This window comes from Flavitalea plasmicola, from assembly GCF_030546645.1.
GTDB lineage: Bacteria > Bacteroidota > Bacteroidia > Chitinophagales > Chitinophagaceae > Puia.
On sequence record NZ_JAUOTO010000004.1, the window covers coordinates 579,807 to 596,607 of the forward strand.

Below are 16,801 nucleotides of genomic sequence, written 5' to 3' on the forward strand. Positions count from 1 at the left end.
TTCCAAGAGATACGATCGGAAGTGGTGATCTGCAGTGACACTTATATTCCAAAAAGCCCCTGACCGGGGCCAGGGGCTTGCTTTACTTGTCAGCCTGCCGCTTAGTGCGCTATCACAATTTTTTGTACCGATTTGTTGATGCCATCGGAAACCTGGACAAAATAGGTCCCTGATGGGATTGAAGAAGTGTTGATCACCTCCTGGTAGTTATTTTCGGCCTTCTTTTTGAAGACGGGATTTCCGGCTATATCGAAAATGGTAATGAGGATGGTTTGAGCCTTACCCACAGTCGTTTTGCCCGAAAAGGACTGTAATTGCAAGGTCAGCGAGGAGTTCACGGGGTTGGGAGAGGCAAGGACGGTATTGGATGCGACCTTGAGCTGACCGCCGCCGCCTCCTGTCGTACAGGATTGCTGAGCAAACAAATTACGCGTTGTTGGCGTATTGCAACTATTGTAGGCAGTTGCAACGATCTTATAGAACCCATTATAAGTTACTGGCAAACCAAAGCTGGTAACAGTCTGCTGACTGCCGATACCCTCTGGCGAGATGATCTCCTTAGAGGTGTAACCGCTCGTAATAACCGTACCGTTCGTATTGATCCCGTAGATATTGATGGTTATCCTATAAGCATTAGCGCCTGGTCGAAAGGCCAGTGTCACGGAGTTTTCCGTGGTGTATGGACAAAGTGAATTCGTGCTCGTGCTGGATGAGGTATTCGAAGCGCTTAAATTATCTATCAGCACCATGCCCACATTGACGGACTTTGTGATAGGATATTGTATGGTCGAACAGGGCACAGTAACAGTCCCGCTGATGGAACTGACCCCGTTGAATGTTCCGCTGCTTTTGACAGTGACCGTCGTGCTTGTTGAGCTTGTGATGGTAATGCCGCTGCCTACCTGCCAGACGACGCTGCTTCCGGCCGGCAAATTGGTAACGGAATAGGTGACATTGGTGACGCAAACATCATCGGGTCCGCTGAGAGAAAAGCTGGGCCTGATGATCGGGATCTGCGCTTCCGGCCCCCTGTCGCTGCATTCGCCGACTGACCGAACTTTAATGAAACCACCATTTCCACTGGTCCCGTCAGGAGTGATCGTCGCGTTATTACTGCCTAAAATATAGGTGCCAGGACTAGTCGAGATAGTGCCGTTGACCAGCCATCCCGTGGGAACTGCATACTCATATTGCGTTATTTGTTTGTACGCGATACTATTATTGCCACCGGTGGACGAGGTGTTGGCCGTAACATAGGATACGCGTGCGAACGAAACGTTCAGCGGAGTCAGATCGCAGATGCCTGGTGTAAAGGATGAAATTCCCAAGTTCGGCGCACTGGGGATTGTTTTCACCTTATCGAAGATATAGAAAGGCGTATATTGCTGCTTTTTGTCCTTGTCAATGTAGGACAGCCTAAAACCTTGCGGGCTTAAAGGATCAATGCGTAAAAATGTAACATGGATCTGGACCGTTGTACTCGTGGTATTTCCATTATTGTCAGTAATGGGAGTTACGTTAATGGCAGCGGTGGGCAAAACAAATGTATAGCCAGCTTGCTGGTCTCCGTTCAAAGTAACATTGTCGGCAACGCCCGTTATGGACAATGTGAAGGTATACGCAACCTCCGGACAATATTCGTTGCTGGTAGCCGGAGAAATGGTTTGTGAAAAGCTACAATAAGAAAATAGAAATAGGACAGTGAAAAGGGAAAATTGTTTCATGATAGAAGGTTAATACGATAAAAGTATTTGATGGCTCAATGTTCCCGCAATTTAGTAAACTCAAAATTATCAGTAAGTCACAGTTCATATTCGTGCAGCTATTAGGCAAATCCGTGTCAATATCGCCTATAAGCGTGTCATGCAATGGTCAGGCCTATTATGCGATGTTGCATAACAGGCCTGACGTTTCTTGCAGAGCTAACAAGCGAATTGCTGTCTAATAACCCTTCCAGGTAATGGTATTGGGTGTGTTATATCCCAAATAGCTGTATGCTATCAGGCGGCCTTCCTGGTCGAATTGATGACCCGTGAGCGTATATGAACCGCTTTCAAAAAACCTGGTGACCTTGGTGCGGACATTCGGCGGCGAAGTGATCTCCGGAAAATAGCCCAGGTACTGGAGCAGATAGAACGTATGGGAGCTCCCCATGTAATCATCGCAGTAGAATTGCTGCCTGGCTTTACGGGTTGTGTCGTATTCATAAGAGTTTTGCGAGTAGGATAAGGGGTTGCCCAGCTGGTCATAGCGAACAGTATCGGTTCCACTGAAAGGGAAGCCATTGTTGTAGTCGTTGTCGTTCCTTACCGAGAAGAGCCGGTGGTCCCGGTAGGTAAAAAAAGTTTTTCCCGTTGCATGGGATTCGGCGGTCCGATGAAAAAGAAGCCTGTAATTGCATACGCAGGAGTCGGGTCTGCCATTCCAGCCAAGATAGATGCGGGCGGTTGTATCAGTGGCGCCATGACCGGTGGTGTCCCGGGTAAGCAGGTAGATGGTCCTGCCCTGGTCAATGACATGCAGGTCCAACTGGAAAGGAATGACATCGGAAGGCAACTGCTCGTTGTCGAAAGAGCAGATGATCTCTGTCAATTTACAGGAATCGTTGAATTTTTTTCCGAAGGGATAATGGAGGGGCTGAGGTAAAATATGATCAAATAGTGGAATATGATATTCCGCCACCTGGTATCCGCCTTCCAGCGGATCGGGAAAATGATCGTAGGAATAGATGCCTTTATGGCAGGAATTCAACAAGAGTAATAATGCCACGGCAAAGATGCCAATCCGGAGGGAATTTGCTTTTTTCATATAAATAAGGGGTTAAATGGCTCTGATCAAATGAAATTATGCTACTTCCGGCGCCGGAGGGCGCAGAATTTATAAGTGCACGATATGACGAATAACTGCATTTCCTATACAATAGCCGAGCACCGCTTATTCGGGATCCCGTCAAATGGTGACAACCAGACGTTGTCCGGCAGGAACATCCAGGTTCCAAAGCTCTGCGATGTCCTGCGACTTAACCGAGATCGTCCCTGCTTTGAGCTTCCCTTCGGAAGCTAATTGAAACATTTCAGGAAGTATGTCAGTGAAAAGGGCGGCAACCTGCTGTTTTGACCAGGCGCCAAGGCCGGATCCGGCCAGCTGGAGATCTACGCTTCGCAGATTAGCGGCAGAGAGCTGGATAAGATCGCCGGTGACACTACCCACAGATACAAATCTTATCTTGTTTGTGAACGAGCCATCGCCTTTTACACAGGCGAGGATCATTTCTGCGGTGTGTCCCCACAGATAATCAATGATGACATCAATGGGAGTATTAGCATGGATGGATTTGAGCTGTGCTCTAAATTGTTCATCATTCTGCGCAACGGAGATGGACTCATCCGCGCCCAGCGTTAACAGGTCATTGAGCGACTGCTGGTTCCTGCCGGTGGCGATCACTTTCTTTGCGCCATAGTGTTTGGCTATTTGTACTGCCGCCCGTCCGGTGAAGCCGGTGGCGCCATTGATCAGCACCACGTCGCCCCGCTGAATATCCGCCCGGAACCGTAAGGCCATGGCTGCGCCAATGACCGCGTTGGGCAGGGCCGCCGCCGTGGCGTCGTCCAGATTTTCAGGTACTTTTACTATACGGTCTTTATGGATGGTGGCTTTTTCTGCCAGCATGCCGCTTACCCCCATCCCGTATACTCTCGTTCCATCTGCAAGCAGGCAAATGCCATCACCTCCAACTACTGTGCCGCCACCTGCCGGTGCGTCACTTGAATAGTGTTTACCGGCGGCGCGTCCTTTATCAAAGTGTTTAATGGCAACGGCCTTTACATTTACCAATATTTCATCTTTGTTTTGAGCTACCGGTTCGGGAAAATCAACATACTGAGGCAATTCTCCTTTTTGGTACATTACTGCTGCTTTCATTTTTTTCTTTTTTGGTAAAGCAAAATTAGACCGGAAGCAGCGACGGAGCGATAACATATGTTATTAAGTTCAGAAATGTAATTTGCCTTTAGCAAGCTTACTTTTGATACGGCTCAGGTGCACTTTGCTGACTCCGAGGTAAGAGGCGATATAATGCTGGGGTACGCGCTGAACGATATGCGGCCTTTCACTCAATAATTTCTTATAGCGTTCTTCAGGGGTATCGCGGATAAAGGAAACAAACTCATTCATATAATGGGTTTGGCGCCGGGCCGACATCTGAAGGATCATTTGCACGAAGCCGGGTTCATGGCTTAACTCATCCATCAATTGGGTGACGTATTTTTTAGGGAGTATATAGAGGATCGAGGGTTCGATCGTTTCGATCGTACACAAGCTGGGGGTATTGTTGATGAAGCTTTCGAACGAGGTAAGGCCTTCATTTTCGAAGAAGAACTGTATGGTCTTGTCGTCTCCATTATTATTGAAAAATGCGCGCACACAACCTTTCCCGATGAAAATGTACTGCTTGGATACTTTTCCTTCTTCCAGCAAAGTCTTTTTTGCCGGGACTTCCATGCGCTGCTGGAATTTCAGATATTTATCCAGATAAGGATCTAATTGCGGGAATTTATTTCTAAAATGGAAAAGCATAAAGCATTAAAGTGACAGGCAAAGATAAGCCTGAATCCCGATGCTTTATCCTGCCTCCAATAGAATTACCTTGCTTCGCTGGATGGCATCCTCAAAAGTATCTGTTATATTGGCCTTTCCGATGGCAAATACCAGTCTCGCTTCCTTCAGCTCCTCCATCACCTGTTCGCTGTGGACTTCCGACAGGATCAGCTTAGTTCCCCCCTGCTTTGATTCAGTGTAGACATCTTTGATCGTTTTGAGGCCTGTGGCGTCAATGATAGGTACCTTTCTCATACGGATGATAAGCACTTTGGGCGGCCGTTCGATCAGTCTCATGGCATCTTTGAATTTATAGGCGGCGCCGAAAAACAAGGGACCATTTATTTCAAAGACTTCCACGTGTTTGGGCAGGGCGGGGTCTTCCATCTGATCGGCGCCTTCATTGTCTTCCATTTCTTTTTTCAGGCTGCTGACCTCGGTGAACCTGATCATATTTCGCAAGAAAAGGAAAGCTGCCAGGACCAGTCCCATTTCTATGGCTACCGTAAGATCTATCAATACCGTCAGCAGGAAGGTCGCCAGGAGGATCGCTCTATCGCTTTTAGGCCCTTTCAGCACGGAAAGGAAGTGCCTCCATTCGCTCATGTTATAAGCTACTACCACCAATATGCCGGCCAGCGTGGCCAGCGGGATCAATGCTGCCCATTTTCCGAAGAAAAGCAATATCAGCAGTAAAGTAATGGAATGGATCATTCCAGCGACAGGCGTACGGCCGCCATTTTTTACATTCGTAGCGGTACGGGCAATTGCACCGGTGGCCGGAATGCCGCCAAAGACCGCGGAAAATATATTAGCGGTGCCCTGCGCGATCAGCTCCATATTCGACCTGTGATTGCCGCCGATCATGCCATCCGAAACTACCGCGGACAGCAATGACTCAATGCCTCCCAGCAATGCAATGGTGAAGGCGGGCTGTATTAAATTCTTTATGGTCCTGACATCCAGGTGGGGGAAGACTGCCTTTGGCAAAGATGAGGAGATGCTCCCGAACTTGCTGCCGATGGTTTCCACCGGTAAGTGCAGGAGATGCATGATCGCAGTGGTAAAGAGAATGGCAATTAAAGAACCCGGCACTTTGCCGGTGATCTTGGGCCATAGGGAGATAATTGCTATAGTAGCGGACCCGATCAGGACGGCGTAGATATTTACCGACTGAAAATGGGCAATATAGCTTTCCCATTTATCTGTAAAATCGGCCGGGATAGCACCCATTTGCAAACCAAAGAAGTCCTTGACCTGGGAAGATAAAATGATAAGGGCAATGCCGCTGGTGAATCCAACGATCAGCGGGTAGGGAATAAATTTAATGACCGAGCCGAGCCGGGCAAAACCCATGACGATGAGTATGATCCCGGCTATAAAAGTCGCAATGATCAAGCCGTCTATGCCATGTACCTGAACAATGCCATAGACGATCACTATGAACGCACCCGTAGGGCCACCGATCTGGACCCGGCTGCCGCCCATCGCAGAAATGATAAAACCCGCTATGACGGCTGTATATAAGCCTTTTTCGGGCGATACGCCTGAGGCTATGGCAAATGCGACAGCAAGGGGAAGGGCTACGAGGCCTACGATAAGGCCAGACATCAGATCCTTGGTGAACTGCTGCCTATGGTAGGTCTTGAGGGTATCGAATAATTTAGGCCTTAGCATGGTGTGAAATTTCCTCTCTCCAATGCTTGTCGTATTTTACAAAAAAGGACAGCCATATTGTTCTCGATATTCGCATGAAAAAAGGTTGCAGCAAGACTAATAAAACCCCATTGATACCGAGCCACCAGAAAATCCTATTATCTTCGGTAGACAGGCCGATCAAGACCCACCAGGCAACGAAGGTGGAGACGGAAAAAGCCACCGTCAGTGAATAGCTTACATATGCGGTGCCATAATAGAACCCGGGCTCCAGTTCCATACGCTGGTGGCAGACCGGGCAATTGTCGTACATGCCGAATAAAGTTCTCAGATGATAGGGATTCTTATTCTTAAACATGTCCCCCTCCCGGCAACGGGGGCACTTTTGATGGAGGATCGTCGATAATAAATTTGGCACTTTGCTCATATATGCTGATTATACTTTTACCCAGAATTTCAGGAGACCATCCATGTCCGAATTAATAGCATGGAAATCGGGCGGCACCTCATTTTCGAGGCTGCAAAGCGTGCAAAGCCTGGTCCCTGCTGGTTTTTGCTGTAATTGTTTGAATAGATAGCGGTTGTAATAATTGAACAGCTCTCCGGAGTAGTCGATGCTGTCATCGATCTTGTCGGTACCGTCCAGGTTCTCGTAAAAAGCATTGTAGAAATAAAAATGATCGTATTTCTTCAAATCCAGCTGTGTAAAATTTCCATGTATAAAGGAAACATTTTCAAGATGCAGGCTGCTTTTGGCCTTTTCGGCATGTTCGATCAGGCTTTTCCTTTGCTCCACTCCAAAATACCAGGCTTTGGGCGTATGCCAGGCGGCGGCCAAACAGAATTTTCCTACACCGCTGCCAATATCCAGGATCTTCGTATTGCCGTCCCCGGCGAGGAAACGAGCGGCTTTCGCTGCAATATGCAAAGGCGTCCAATGATATTTTGCAAGCGCCTGGATGTGTATTGGATAAAGTGTATTAAATTCCACATCGGAATCAAACCAGTTCCCTGGACAGGATCTATTAATTACGGGCATATTGCATTCTGTTATATTATTGGCGCTCCTCTTCGATGAATATTTTCAGGCCCTCATCAGGAAAATTGGCCCATCCCGTTAATATTGTACTATCGATGGGCTCGTATATTTCTTTTTTGTTGGGGTCGTCGGGAAGGCTTTTCACCGGGATGAGCGTGAAATAATCAAGCTCAATATAATCAACCCGTCCGTCCCTGGTATAGCCTTTAATAAGAACATACAGGAATCCCTTGTCCTTTAGATGCTGTAAGTTCTGTATCGTCAGCCTGACAGGGGATTTGGAATTTCCCATTAAGTTGTGTTTTAGAGGAGAAAAAAGCCTGGGCAAATTTACTTAAGGGGCTTCCGCCATCCGGTAATACTTATCACTAAAAAAAGTGAGTTATATCAATTTTTATATAATAGATTTGTAATGTATGAGCATAAAGGGCATTTTTCCGATCGATCAATGGGATTTCGAAAGTGAGTCGATACTTGCGGATCTTCCTTCGGGAGATTTGGAATTGCTCATGGCCCGTAAATCGGAACAACTTTATAAAAAGGGGGAGATCATTTTCCGGGAGGGCGCATTTCCCGCGGGCATCTTTTATATCGTAAACGGGAAGGCAAAGAAATATAAAGTGGATGGGGAGGGCAGGGAGCAGATCATTTATGTTGCAAACACGGGGGAGCTATTGGGCTATCATGCTATTCTTTCCGGAGACAATTATCCGGATTCTGCGGCCGTATTAGAGGAAAGCCTCATTACTTTTATTCCAAGAGAGGACTTTCTGGATGCCATCAAACAATCCGACGTATTGAACCGAAGGCTTCTCAAGACCTTAAGCCATGAGTTTGCCGTCCTTGCAAATAGCCTTACCATGTTTGCGCAAAGGTCTGTCCGGGAGAGACTGGCCCTTCAATTGATTGTGATCCGCGAAAAATACAAGGTCGATTTTGAGCCTGGCCAGCCTGTCGAGATAAATATGGGCCGCGACGACCTGGCCAGCCTGGTAGGCACGGCAAGGGAAAATGTCGTCCGGATGCTTTCGGAGTTCAAGGAAGAAGGTGTAGTCACGACGAAGGGCAGGAAGATAATCGTACTGGATGTAAAGAAGCTGATCAAGATCGCTAATTATAGATAGAACAATTAATTATCTTGTTGAATAACAATAACGATCTTACCGGGCTTGCTGTGGATTGTATTTTGAAAAGTAAGGGAACCCGCCGCATTGCTTCTGACTGTTTTAAATGCCTTATTGTTTATTGAGATGGCGTAGTTGGTATTGGGTTTAATGTCATTCAATTCGTAGATTAATTGAGTGGAATTGGAAGTTTGGGACCAGGATATTTTTTCCCGGCTCCAGGTTTTTATGTCGAGCGCCAGCCTATTGTTTGCAGGGGTCTTGATTTTCAGGGATGCAGAGACGCTGCTACGATCGAAATAGGAGAGGGTTGTGTCGGTGACATACATGCCGAAGTCGGTGGCTGAAGTGATTCTGGACTGGCCGCTGGACATCCTATAGGCGTTTGTGTCCAGGCTAACGGTGAATTTCCGGCCCCTGAAATTATATTTTAATTCCGTGCCTGACAATTCGGGGGTAATATGAGGGTTCAGGTACAACCTGTTGTAGCGAGGGTTGATGCCATAGATGGCCTGGTATAGTCCAACGACGGACAGGCTATTGCCGGAAAGGATATCGTCACCCCGGCCATCCTGCTTTTCACGGCCGTAACGCTGAAATGCCAAACCATCCTTCGCATATTGAGCCAGGACATTTTTTACATATTTTACTGCCAGGGCGGGCCTGTAAGCCGCATAGGCTTTGACGGCGATGCTGCCCCAGGATAGGAACAGATCTCCATTCTCATATTCAGGGAAGGGGAACTGGGAATCTTTCACCTCTCCCTTTTTGTAGCTATACATGCAAACGGGCCAAAAGAAAAGGTGTTCCTTTTGCATCTGAGTCTCTATGTTGTCCAGGATTATCTTTATCCTGGGGCCATCATCGCAGATGCCATAGGCGATTGCCATGAAATTTACGGGGGTGACCATATTATTGCCATGGAGGGATCCGTCCTTATCTCTCCAGTGGATGTAGCATTTTTTTTCATCGTCCCAGAAGCCGCCTTCGGACACTGATTTGTTAAAGCTGGTTTTTAGTTTTTCAGCGAAATGGCTGTAGTAACTTTCTCTTTCTTTGTTGCCCAGCTGCTGTTCTATAGCCGCCCATAAGACGAGCGCATGGTAGAGCTTGGCATTAACAAAGGCATTTTCATAGGATGCCCAGACTATATCCAGCCAGTCACTGCCTCTTTGCTGCTGCTGGCTGTCCGTCATCATCTCTACGAGGCCGTTGTTATTGGCGTCCCTTTTAAGGATCCAGTCCAGGGCTCTTTCGCATGATCGTTGGTGGGTTCTTACCCAGTTAAGGTCGCCTGTCTGGTCGTATAGTTCAGCTACGTTAGAGACGAAGTCAGGGTTTGCATCCAATAAATAACCCCATTGGGCTTCATAAAATCCTTTATCCGTGAATTGGTCCGGCATTGCGTCCTCATTGCTATAGGCCCATCTTGGCCAGACCCTTCCATCGGGCTTTATGGCATTGTCCCGGTAGAAATCCAGGCACTGCTGATAACCTTTTAAATAACTGGCGTCATTTATAGCCAGGCCCATCTGGGCGATGTATTGTTCGTGCAGGCAGATGGGGCCATAGGGCGTATGCCAGCTGTTGCCGCCAAAATGTTCCTTATCGATCACGCCGATCCTTGCGATCGTATTCAGTACGGCGCTTACCTGATCACCATTTATCCCCTTGAAGGCGCCCCGTCCAAACTGATCTTTAAAGCTGAACCAGGACAGGGTGATGCTTTGGCGGGTCTTGCCGGCATTCATTTTAAGGGGCGCCCAAACATAGGAGGTGTCCCGGACGAACCTTCTTCTTTGCGTGCCGGCATCAAAACGGGGGAGGAATTCTTTTGGAGAGATCCCAATGGAATAGGCAAGCCTGCCTTCCGGGGTACGGCTGTAGTCCATCGCCACGTGACTGCCCGGTGCATCTACGGAGATGGTGAGGCCATTGTCCGTCGTGCTGTTCCAGAACCTGGATGAGCTGCTGTGTACGCCGTAAGTATCCATTTTCTTAAAGAGGTAAAACCAGGCCAGACCCCCATAATCCTGGTAGGCGCCTTCCCAGGTTGACATATCGCGGAACATGAAAACCGGCAGGGCTACTTTCTCTGCGGCAACAGGGGCGGACAAGGTACGGTCTATGTCGAACGTGATATCTTTATCTGTTATGTGGAATGTCCAATTCTCATGGATGGCGAGGTTTTTATCGCCGTAGGTGATCCCTGAAAGTCTAATGGTGTTTTTAGTTATGTTAAGCGTAGGTTCCGATGAAAGATGTAAGGTAGATAAGGTACCCGTGGCGGTTGTAATGGATGAATACATTCCTGCAGGATCTTCGATGATCGACTGGCTATTGGCGATCAATTGTGTGATGGCTGCTCTCTTGCTATAGTCCAGCGTCAGCCTTAGCTTTGGATTGCCGAAGGTGATCTTTTTACCGTGGGGGTCATTATTTATTTGGGCAAAACAGGGACCAGCCAATACGAGGGAATAAATGAAAATCAGGAATGTACGCATACTTTTATTTACTGTAGATCAAGGGATTTTGTGCGTTATCGTTCAGGAGGTCGCCTACTTTCAGCTTAGCCACCTGTTCGTCGGTGAGGATATTTTTGATGCCGTTGAAGGTTGCGCCGTCCGGCATATAGGCGCAGGTCATTGCTCTTCTGAAACCATTGGTCATATTGGCGCCTGCGCCGTGGATGGTCAGACCATTGTGAAAAGAGCAGCTGCCTGCCTTCATGGGGACAGCTACGGACCTTGAATTTTTAAACTGTGGGTAGAAGTCAAATATGGCATCCATATTTTTCCCGATGCCGGGGTTCTCGAATGTAGTTTTGTGGCAGGAGCCGGGAATAAAATAGAGGCAGCCGTTTTCATAGGTGGCGTCGTCCAATGCCACCCAGATGGACATGGCGCGTCTGTCGCTGAAAGACCAGAACGGCGTATCGAGATGCCAGGAGGTTGGGTTCGCCCATGGGCGTTTGATCAATGCCTGGTCGTGCCAGATCCGGATCCCGCTGCAGCCGGCCAATGTCGCCACCATTTTGCCGAGCTTCTCATCCAGCATTATTTGTTTTACTTTATCATTAGTCTGCCAGAGGTTGAGCAGCTGATCGAATACCTTTCCGTAGTAATCGCTCTCTTTATTAATGCCATCATCTTCTCCCACCTTTACATCGCCGTACGGCAATTTTCTCCCGCCTCTTTGTTCGATGGCTTCGGTGACTGCTGTCCGCCAGCTCGACAATTCATCCGCGGACAAAAAATCTTCGATCAGGAGGAAACCTTCTTTCTGATAGGAGAGCACTTGCGCTTCCGAGAGTGAAGTTTTCATGTTTATTGATTTTAATAGCAGGGGGGAGGCCCCCCTGCTAATTGTCTTCAAGGTACTAATAACCGGGATTTTGGGTAAGCTTTGTATTAATTTGTATTTCCCTGTACGGAAGTGGGTATATCAGCCTGTTTTCGGTGACGTTAAAGGAAGTGGGCAGCAGCCAGCCGTAGAGCGCTTTTAATGTCACGCCTTTTGCATTCAGTACGTCGATAGCTTTTCCGATGCGTATAAGGTCTGTCCAGCGGTGATTTTCGAAAGCCAGCTCGTGCCGGGTCTCATTGGCTACATTGTCGGCGGTGGCCTGGGCCAACGGTGCGAGGCCGGCTCTTTGCCTGACCTGGTTCAAATAGGGGAGGGCGTCACCGGCTTTGTTCTCGTCAACCAGGCATTCAGCCAGCAATAGCAGCGCTCCGGAATAGCGAAATACCGGCCAGTCGTCCGGGGTATTGAACTCGATGGAATAAGGGGGATGAAAATACTTTTTGATCATGTAAAAATTCGTCAGGCCCGGCTGGGGTGTAAAGCCGACAGGGCTTTTGAGGTCCTTGGCCGTATAGTCTTCCACGCCACTGATGGTGCCTTCCACCACGGCTATGGATGCGGGCAACCGCTGGTCGCCGGATTCGTAAGAATCGACCATTTCCTGGGTGGGTACGTTCCAGCCGCTGAAGATATTCATCGTGCTGCCGTGGAAGCCAGTGAGCACCTCGGAGTTGAGGGTTTTGGGAATAAAGATCCACGCAAAATTACTTTGCTGGCCGCTTACCAGATCTGACATATACTGAACTTCGAAGATGGACTCCGCATTGTTCTTATTAGCAGGGTCGAATACATCCGCATAGTTGGGCAGCAGGGAATAGTTCATGTTGGTGATATCCAGCAGCTCGGTTTCGGCGGAAGGATAATCTTTCGTCGGCTGGGACATGTAAGCATATGCCAGCAGCATTTTTGCGGCTCCTTTGGATGCCCGGCCGGATTGAGGAAAGGTAGTTACCACAGGGAGCAGGGGAATGGCGGCTTTCAGGTCGGTAACGATCTGTTTATACACTTCATCGACCGTATTGCGGGGTTGGAAGGCTTGCTCCGGGGCTGTCAATTCTTTCAATTGCAAAGGGACGCCACCGTAATGCTGCACCAGGTCGTAATAATAAAAGGCCCTTAAGAACAATGCTTCACCGGAAATGGAGTCCTTTGCGGATTGGGTGAGAACAGCAGTGGTGATCCTGGTCAGGATGGTATTCACTCTCGCGATGCCGGAATAATCGTTGCCGTACCTGTTGCCGGGTGAATTTGGCTGAGCGCTGGAATTGGCATCGTCCAGGAACTCGGCCAGGGATTCTGTACTGGTCTCCAGTCCTCTGTTGGCATTGTAGCGGGTGAAGAAAGTATTGTCCGATCGCATTTCATCCATATAAAAGCCTGTATGTACTATGACGCGGAGGGGTTGATAGGCGGCTACCACGGCCTGGTCGAACTGGCTCTTATTTTTAAAGAAGGAGGCGGAGCTTAAGGAAGTTTCGGGAACGAGATTCAGGAAGTCTTTTTTGCAGGCGGAAAGGGTCGCCAGGAGCATGATGATATATAGAAACTTATTCTTCATAATGTTCTTTTTAAAAGTTAACGTTTACTCCTACTGAATAAGTTTTCGCAATAGGAAAGGCGGTGAAGTCACGTCCCTGATTGAGACCGTTTAACCCGGCATAGCCGATCTCGGGATTCATCCCCGGGTATTTTGTAAAAGTGAAGGCGTTTTGGGCGCTCAGGTACAGCCTTGCGCTTTTTATATAGGCATTTGCGCCTATTGGGAATGTATAGCCTAAGGTGATATTTTTTGCCATCAGGTACGTACCGCTGAAGACCTGCCGGGTAGTGAAGTTGCGGAAATCCGCCGTGGTGCCGGATCTTGTTCTGGGGTAGATGCCATCGCCGGGGTTGGCTTCCGATCTCCAACGCCTGGCCACGCCTTTTCTCACATTGAATACGCCATCCAGGTTCTCCGTGGATTGGAAAGCATCATCTGCGATATTATTCCCGACCGACCCTGCTACTGTTATAGAAAAGTCCCAATCGTTATAATTCAGCTGGTTGGTAAGGCCATAGGTAAATTTCGGATTGGGGTTTCCGATGTATGCCCGGTCATTGATGTCTATCTTCCCGTCGGGCTTTCCATTGGGTCCGCTGATGTCGGCAAACCTTGCGGTGCCCACCATGGCGGTGGCGTCGTGCGGCTGCGTGTCGAATTCCTGCTGGGTCATATAGACGCCTGTGTTGATATAGCCAAAGAACATGCCTATCGGATGGCCTACTGCCGTCCTGTTATCATCCCAATATTCCTGGTAGGCGCCAATCGGTGCATCACTGGTGCCCAATTTTTTTACCATATTCCTGTCGAAGGAGATATTAAAGGCGGTGCTCCATTTTAATTTGCCCGTCAGGTTTTTGGTTTCGATGGTAAATTCATGGCCCCAGAAATCAAATCGGCCGATGTTGGAGGTCACGCTGTTGAAACCTGACTGTACGGGTACATCAATGGCATAAAGCAGGCCGTCCGTTTTTTTCCAATAATAATCATAGGTCAAAGAAACCCTGCCTTTGAAAAGGCCCAGGTCCAAACCAAGGTCATAACCGGACGTGGTTTCCCAGGTTAAATTTGGATTGCCTATGCCATTCAAAGTGCTGCCGGAGGCAAGCTGGTTGTTGAAAGTGTAATTGCTCTGACTCACACCCGCCAGGTAGGTGTAGTTACCTATGTTGTTATTGCCTACTTTGCCGTAGCTCGCCCTTAATTTAAGCAGGCTCAGCTTGTTGACGTTCTTCATAAATTGTTCGTCGGAAATGATCCATCCGGCTGAGACGGAAGGGAAGTTCCCGTACTTGGTGTTGGACCCGAATTTGGACGAGCCGTCTCTCCTGAATGCTACGGAGAGCAGATACCTGCCGTCGTAATCATAATTTGCCCTTCCGATGAACGATACCAGGGAAAAGTCATTGGCGTCTACGTTGCCGATCCTTGTTGCGGCGACATTGAGCCATTGGATATTATCATCCGGGAACTGGGTGCCATTGATGTTGCTGCTTTCATGTGTGACTTTCTGGGAACTGTATCCAACGAAGGCCTCTATATTATGCCTGTTGAAGGATTTGGTATAGGTCAATGTATTTTCGATGAGCCAGGACAGGAAGTTGCTGGTGTTATAGCTTCCGGAAGCTGAAGATGCGGGCGAAGTTCCTCCCAATATGGTGGATGGACTAAAGGCTCTATTGACAGAATTATCCGTATTTACATTTAAGCTGACCTTATACTTAAGCCCTTCGATAATTTTATAAGTGGCATAGGCATTTCCTATCAGGGTCGTATTTTTAGTCAGGTTGACCGTTTGCTGCAGCACCTGGTAGTAATTGGGGGTGGAGAACATACCTGGCGGCGCAAATCCAATAGGATAGGTCCCATCGGCATTTTTGTAATTAAGGGTGGGATCTGTCAGGTAGGCCACCTGGATAATGTTGCGGCCTTCGCCTAATCCGGGCGTAATATTCTGATTGCGGTAGGTTACACCCAGGTTCAATCCCAATGTCAGCCTATCCGAAGCGGTGTAGATATTGTTGGCCCTTGCGGTAAATCTTTCCGCCCATTGGTTCAGCATCACACCATCCTGCTTGTTGTAGTTAAGGTTGACCACAGACTTGAGATTCGTGGTGCCTGTGGAAAGCGCCAGGTTATAATTCTGGGTGCGCGCCTTTCTCAACAATACGTCAAACCAGTTGGTGCCGGAGGAGGGGGTGTATTGCGAAGGATTTTGATATTGTGCCGGAACGCCACCGGCGTAGCCTTCATAGGTGGCGGCATCTTCATAATATTCTTTTTTGAATTGCGCGAATTCGGGTGCGTTCATTAAATCCGGCCTGCCTCTTTTGGATACGGTCTGGAGCCCGTTGAAGGCACTGAATTCAATATTTTGCCTGCCTACCTTAGCCTGTTTGGTAGTGACCAATATTACGCCGTTGGCGGCGCGGGAGCCGTATAATGAGGATGCGGATGCATCCTTTAAGACAGTGATGCTTTCAATTTCGTCGGGGCTTAGGGTTTGAAGGCCGCTTTCCGTAGGGAACCCGTCGATTACGATGAGGGGGCTGTTGCCTGCATTGATGGATGCTGCGCCACGGATCCGGAAGGACATTTCAACCCCCGGCTGGCCGCTGTTCTGATTGATCTGTACGCCCGCGAACTTGCCCTGGATCTTTTGACCTATGTTGCTCACCGGCATGTCCTTTACCTCTGCGGTGTTCAACTGGCTGATGGACCCTGTGATGTCGCGTCTATTTTGCGTGCCGTAGCTTACTATCACCACCTCGCTCATTTTGGCATCTGACAAGGCGAGGGTAATATCGATGCTCTTGTCCAACTCTGCCGTCTTTGAACCAACTCTGTATTCCCTGGTGGCATAGCCTACGAATGAGACAATTAATACATCGCCGGGTCTTACGTTTATTGAAAAAGTGCCGTCATTGCCCGTGGTAGTGGAAGTCTTGCTGCCCTTGACGGTCACTGAAGCGCCTGCCAGCGGCTGGCCATCACTTCCGCGTATTATGCCCGAGACAGGAGGAAATACCTGGCTGCTGTCCAATGCCGGCAAAGGCTGGGGCGGAGATTTCTTTTCAAACAGGACGATGGTCTTATCCCTGATGAGAAACTCCACGGGCTGACCTTTCAATATAGATGAAAGTAGCTCAGCGAGCGGCATCTGAATGGCGTGGATGGTGACAGGCTTTGTCAAGGCCATGACCTCCCGGTTGCAGAAAACGACGTAACCGGTCTGTTTTTCAATGTCTGAGAAGACTTTTTTCATTGGGATGGCCCTGCCTACGATGGAGACATTCTGGGCCAGGCCTGCAGCGTGCACCTGGATAAATGCAACAGTTAGTAATGCAAAGGTTAACTTCATGACAAACAGCGTTTTCCCAATAGCGGTTTTTTGCATAAATTGCAATTGATTTGGTTGTTAATAAAAGTGGTTAACTACAGTCTTTTAGGTCAACTAAATTTTCGCCGGGAGTGTCCCCA

13 protein-coding genes are annotated in these 16,801 nt (G+C 48.4%); 1 reads left to right on the forward strand and 12 read right to left on the reverse strand.

Annotated elements, in window-relative coordinates; translation table 11 throughout:
* Positions 1–101 precede the first annotated feature (101 nt).
* The 8 genes from Q4E93_RS16575 to Q4E93_RS16610 form a co-directional block, all read right to left on the reverse strand.
* A complete protein-coding gene (locus tag Q4E93_RS16575; RefSeq protein WP_303587058.1) occupies positions 102–1,724 on the reverse strand; it encodes a T9SS type A sorting domain-containing protein in 1,623 nt (540 codons plus the stop codon).
* A 217-nt stretch (positions 1,725–1,941) separates the two neighbouring features.
* A complete protein-coding gene (locus Q4E93_RS16580) occupies positions 1,942–2,808 on the reverse strand; it encodes a hypothetical protein (RefSeq protein WP_303587059.1) in 867 nt (288 codons plus the stop codon).
* 141 nt (positions 2,809–2,949) lie between these two features.
* Positions 2,950–3,921: a quinone oxidoreductase family protein gene (locus tag Q4E93_RS16585; RefSeq protein ID WP_303587060.1), complete on the reverse strand. Its 972-nt coding sequence runs from the start codon at positions 3,919–3,921 to the stop codon at positions 2,950–2,952.
* A gap of 69 nt (positions 3,922–3,990) precedes the next feature.
* Entirely contained in the window at positions 3,991–4,575 is a 585-nt protein-coding gene (locus Q4E93_RS16590; protein ID WP_303587062.1) for a Crp/Fnr family transcriptional regulator, read from the reverse strand.
* 45 nt (positions 4,576–4,620) lie between these two features.
* Positions 4,621–6,273, reverse strand: coding sequence for a SulP family inorganic anion transporter (locus Q4E93_RS16595; protein ID WP_303587065.1), 1,653 nt, complete (start codon positions 6,271–6,273; stop codon positions 4,621–4,623).
* Entirely contained in the window at positions 6,260–6,679 is a 420-nt protein-coding gene (locus Q4E93_RS16600) for a DUF983 domain-containing protein (RefSeq protein ID WP_303587067.1), read from the reverse strand. The genes Q4E93_RS16595 and Q4E93_RS16600 overlap by 14 nt, the downstream gene beginning before the upstream one ends.
* A 9-nt stretch (positions 6,680–6,688) precedes the next feature.
* Complete coding sequence (locus Q4E93_RS16605; RefSeq protein ID WP_303587069.1) at positions 6,689–7,291, reverse strand: methyltransferase domain-containing protein; 603 nt, start codon at positions 7,289–7,291, stop codon at positions 6,689–6,691.
* A 16-nt stretch (positions 7,292–7,307) separates the two neighbouring features.
* Positions 7,308–7,583, reverse strand: coding sequence for a hypothetical protein (locus tag Q4E93_RS16610; protein WP_303587071.1), 276 nt, complete (start codon positions 7,581–7,583; stop codon positions 7,308–7,310).
* Between the two features lie 124 nt (positions 7,584–7,707).
* Here Q4E93_RS16610 and Q4E93_RS16615 point away from each other — a divergent pair, with 124 nt between their 5' ends.
* A complete protein-coding gene (locus Q4E93_RS16615; protein WP_303587073.1) occupies positions 7,708–8,415 on the forward strand; it encodes a Crp/Fnr family transcriptional regulator in 708 nt (235 codons plus the stop codon).
* A gap of 5 nt (positions 8,416–8,420) precedes the next feature.
* On the opposite strand, the gene Q4E93_RS16620 is transcribed toward Q4E93_RS16615, so the two are convergent.
* The 4 genes from Q4E93_RS16620 to Q4E93_RS16635 are packed head-to-tail and all read right to left on the reverse strand — an operon-like array spanning position 8,421 to position 16,682.
* Positions 8,421–10,919 (reverse strand): alpha-L-rhamnosidase-related protein, encoded by a 2,499-nt coding sequence (locus tag Q4E93_RS16620; RefSeq protein WP_303587075.1) that lies wholly within the window; start codon positions 10,917–10,919, stop codon positions 8,421–8,423.
* A gap of 4 nt (positions 10,920–10,923) precedes the next feature.
* Positions 10,924–11,739: a phytanoyl-CoA dioxygenase family protein gene (locus Q4E93_RS16625; RefSeq protein WP_303587077.1), complete on the reverse strand. Its 816-nt coding sequence runs from the start codon at positions 11,737–11,739 to the stop codon at positions 10,924–10,926.
* 55 nt (positions 11,740–11,794) lie between these two features.
* On the reverse strand, positions 11,795–13,339 hold the full coding sequence (locus Q4E93_RS16630; protein ID WP_303587079.1) for a RagB/SusD family nutrient uptake outer membrane protein: 1,545 nt from the start codon (positions 13,337–13,339) through the stop codon (positions 11,795–11,797).
* A gap of 10 nt (positions 13,340–13,349) precedes the next feature.
* A complete protein-coding gene (locus tag Q4E93_RS16635) occupies positions 13,350–16,682 on the reverse strand; it encodes a SusC/RagA family TonB-linked outer membrane protein (RefSeq protein WP_303587080.1) in 3,333 nt (1,110 codons plus the stop codon).
* Positions 16,683–16,801: the final 119 nt, after the last annotated feature.

Excerpts from the sequence above, each read along its gene's own strand:
- Q4E93_RS16575 (WP_303587058.1), bottom strand. The coding sequence starts at position 1,724 with ATGAAACAATTTTCCCTTTTCACTGTCCTATTTCTATTTTCTTATTGT.
- Q4E93_RS16580 (WP_303587059.1), bottom strand. The coding sequence starts at position 2,808 with ATGAAAAAAGCAAATTCCCTCCGGATTGGCATCTTTGCCGTGGCATTA.
- Q4E93_RS16585 (WP_303587060.1), bottom strand. The coding sequence starts at position 3,921 with ATGAAAGCAGCAGTAATGTACCAAAAAGGAGAATTGCCTCAGTATGTT.
- Q4E93_RS16590 (WP_303587062.1), bottom strand. The coding sequence starts at position 4,575 with ATGCTTTTCCATTTTAGAAATAAATTCCCGCAATTAGATCCTTATCTG.
- Q4E93_RS16595 (WP_303587065.1), bottom strand. The coding sequence starts at position 6,273 with ATGCTAAGGCCTAAATTATTCGATACCCTCAAGACCTACCATAGGCAG.
- Q4E93_RS16600 (WP_303587067.1), bottom strand. The coding sequence starts at position 6,679 with ATGAGCAAAGTGCCAAATTTATTATCGACGATCCTCCATCAAAAGTGC.
- Q4E93_RS16605 (WP_303587069.1), bottom strand. The coding sequence starts at position 7,291 with ATGCCCGTAATTAATAGATCCTGTCCAGGGAACTGGTTTGATTCCGAT.
- Q4E93_RS16610 (WP_303587071.1), bottom strand. The coding sequence starts at position 7,583 with ATGGGAAATTCCAAATCCCCTGTCAGGCTGACGATACAGAACTTACAG.
- Q4E93_RS16615 (WP_303587073.1), top strand. The coding sequence starts at position 7,708 with ATGAGCATAAAGGGCATTTTTCCGATCGATCAATGGGATTTCGAAAGT.
- Q4E93_RS16620 (WP_303587075.1), bottom strand. The coding sequence starts at position 10,919 with ATGCGTACATTCCTGATTTTCATTTATTCCCTCGTATTGGCTGGTCCC.
- Q4E93_RS16625 (WP_303587077.1), bottom strand. The coding sequence starts at position 11,739 with ATGAAAACTTCACTCTCGGAAGCGCAAGTGCTCTCCTATCAGAAAGAA.
- Q4E93_RS16630 (WP_303587079.1), bottom strand. The coding sequence starts at position 13,339 with ATGAAGAATAAGTTTCTATATATCATCATGCTCCTGGCGACCCTTTCC.
- Q4E93_RS16635 (WP_303587080.1), bottom strand. The coding sequence starts at position 16,682 with ATGAAGTTAACCTTTGCATTACTAACTGTTGCATTTATCCAGGTGCAC.